This window comes from Bradyrhizobium sp. (genome assembly GCF_019244115.1).
In the GTDB taxonomy this organism is placed as follows: Bacteria; Pseudomonadota; Alphaproteobacteria; order Rhizobiales; family Xanthobacteraceae; genus Bradyrhizobium.
In genome coordinates, this window is record NZ_JAFATE010000816.1 from 1 (window position 1) to 2587 (window position 2587).

Consider the following 2587-nt stretch of genomic DNA (forward strand, 5'->3'; position numbering starts at 1 on the left):
GCACCACGTCCATGCAGGCCTGCATGATGCCGAGGGGCCCCGCGGCCAGCACCGCGCGCTCATAGTCCAGCCCCGACATCAGCACGCCAACGCCGCGGCCGACATCGCCGAGCACGTTCTCCTCCGGCACCTCGCAGTCCGTAAACATCAGCTCGCAGGTGTCGGAGCCGCGCATGCCGAGCTTGTCGAGCTTTTGCGCCGTGGAGAACCCTTTCATCCCTTTCTCGACAATGAACGCGGTGATGCCGCGCGGGCCCGAATTCGGCTCGGTCTTGGCATAGACCACGAGCGTGTCGGCGACCGGACCGTTCGTGATCCACATCTTGCTGCCATTCAGCACGAAGCGGTCACCCTTCTTCTCGGCGCGCGTCTTCATCGACACCACGTCGCTTCCGGCCGACGGCTCGGACATCGCCAGCGACCCGACATGATCGCCCGAGATCAGCTTTGGCAGATATTTCTGCTTCTGCGTCGCATTGCCGTTGCGGCGGATCTGGTTGACGCAGAGATTGGAATGGGCGCCATAGGACAGGCCGACGGACGCGGAGGCGCGCGAAATCTCCTCGACCGCGATACAGTGCTCGAGATAGCCGAGCCCGGCGCCGCCATATTCCTCCTCGACGGTGATGCCGTGGAGGCCGAGCGCGCCGATTTTTGGCCAGAGATCCCTCGGGAACTGGTTGCTGCGGTCGATCTCGGCGGCGCGCGGCGCGATCTCGTTGGCGGCAAAATTCTGCACCGTGTCGCGGATGGCGTCGGCGGTCTCGCCGAGATCGAAATTGAACATCCGATGCGCGTTGGAAATCATGGTCTCACCCGGCCTTTTGAAGGAATTGCGTTGCCGTTCTATCACAGGCTTATGCGCAGGAGATTTCCTTGTCACGGGAGAAAAACCGCTACTGCGGTAACCGAAAAGCCAAGATTGCGGCAAAACTCTCCCTTGCACCGGCCGAAGGAACGGGATGTAATTTCATATAACTTTGGCCGTCCGGGCGCGTATCATGACAAGCGGGACAAGAGAGGAAGACACCCATGCACGGGACCATCGATCCTGCCGAAAGCCCCGATCACAAGGCCGCGCGGGAGCGCGCCTTCGCGCTGCCGCTCTCCGAGTTCGATCCCGGCGATCCCGAGCTGTTCCGCTCCGACACGCACTGGCCGTATTTCGACCGCCTGCGCCAGGAAGAGCCCGTGCACTATTGCAAGGACAGCATGTTCGGGCCTTATTGGTCGGTGACGCGCTACAGCGACATCATGGACGTCGACACCAATCACGCGGTGTTCTCCTCGGCCGCGTCGCTCGGCGGCATCACCATCCGCGACGTACCGCCGGATCTGCGCCGCGAGAGTTTCATTGCCATGGACCAGCCGCGCCACGGCGCGCAGCGCAAGACCGTGGCCCCGATGTTCACGCCGGGCAATCTCGACGAGCTCGCGGTCAACATCCGCAGGCGCTCGGCAAGCTGCCTGGACAACCTTCCGGTCGGAGAGGTGTTCGATTGGGTCGGCCGCGTCTCGATCGAGTTGACCACGCAGATGCTCGCCGTGCTGTTCGATTTTCCCTGGGAGGATCGCCGCAAGCTGACGCGCTGGTCGGACATTGCAACGACGCTGCCCGGGGTCGGCGGCCTGGTCGAGACCGAGGACGAGCGGCAGGCCGAGCTGATGGAATGCGCGCAATATTTCGCGGCGCTCTGGAAGGAGCGCATCAACGCGCCGCCGAAGAACGACCTGCTGTCGATGATGGCGCATAACGAGGCGACACGGGACATGGACCCGAAGAATTTTCTCGGCAACCTGATCCTGCTGATCGTCGGCGGCAACGATACCACCCGCAACACGATGTCGGGCTCGATCTACGCCCTGCACAAACATCCCGACCAGTACCGCAAGCTGAAGGACAATCCGGCGCTGCTCGACAGCTTTGTGCCCGAGGTGATCCGCTGGCAGACGCCGCTCGCGCACATGCGCCGCACCGCGCTCGCCGACATCGAATTCCGCGGCAAGCAGATCAAAAAGGGCGACAAGGTCGTGATGTGGTACGTCTCGGGCAACCGCGACGAGGCGGCGATCGAAAAACCCTATGACTTCATCATCGACCGGCCGCGGCCGCGCACGCATCTGTCGTTCGGCTTCGGCATCCACCGCTGCATCGGCATGCGGCTCGCCGAGTTGCAGCTCAAAATCATCTGGGAGGAGATCTTCAAGCGGTTCGACCATATCGAGGTGGTCGGCGAGCCGAGGCGGGTTTATTCCAGCTTCGTGAAGGGCTATGAGACCTTGCCGGTTCGCATCGCAGCATAGATATAGGCGAGGACAAACGAACGGTCCAAATCCGGGAATTCACGACGATGAACGTCCAGACGACCATCCGAGCTGATCGACAGGAGCTGCTGCGCCAGGCGCGCGAGGAGGCCTATTCGACGCCGATCGAAAAATTCCATCCGGGCGCGCCAAAACTATTCCAGGACGATACGCTGTGGCCGTGGTTCGAGCGGCTGCGCAAGGAAGCGCCGGTGCATTACTGCACCAATTCGCGCATCGAACCCTATTGGTCGGTGACCCGCTATCACGACATCATGCATGT

General features: G+C 62.2%; 2 protein-coding genes and 1 pseudogene. 2 read left to right on the plus strand and 1 reads right to left on the minus strand.

Features of this window, described 5'->3' with window-relative positions; genetic code table 11:
• On the minus strand, window positions 1-808 hold an 808-nt coding region (locus JOZ76_RS34645), incomplete at its 3' end, for an acyl-CoA dehydrogenase family protein (RefSeq protein WP_291705875.1).
• Between the two features lie 224 nt (window positions 809-1032).
• Between JOZ76_RS34645 and JOZ76_RS34650 the strand changes: the two genes are divergently transcribed.
• Together JOZ76_RS34650 and JOZ76_RS34655 are read left to right on the plus strand one after the other, a co-directional pair.
• Window positions 1033-2304: a cytochrome P450 gene (locus JOZ76_RS34650; protein ID WP_291705876.1), complete on the plus strand. Its 1272-nt coding sequence runs from the start codon at window positions 1033-1035 to the stop codon at window positions 2302-2304.
• Window positions 2305-2351: 47 nt separating this feature from the next.
• Window positions 2352-2587 (plus strand): annotated as a pseudogene (locus JOZ76_RS34655) (cytochrome P450); the annotation flags it as partial.

What these genes read in the sequence shown, in the direction of transcription:
- JOZ76_RS34650 (WP_291705876.1), top strand. Translation starts at nt 1,033, where the DNA reads ATGCACGGGACCATCGATCCTGCCGAAAGCCCCGATCACAAGGCCGCG.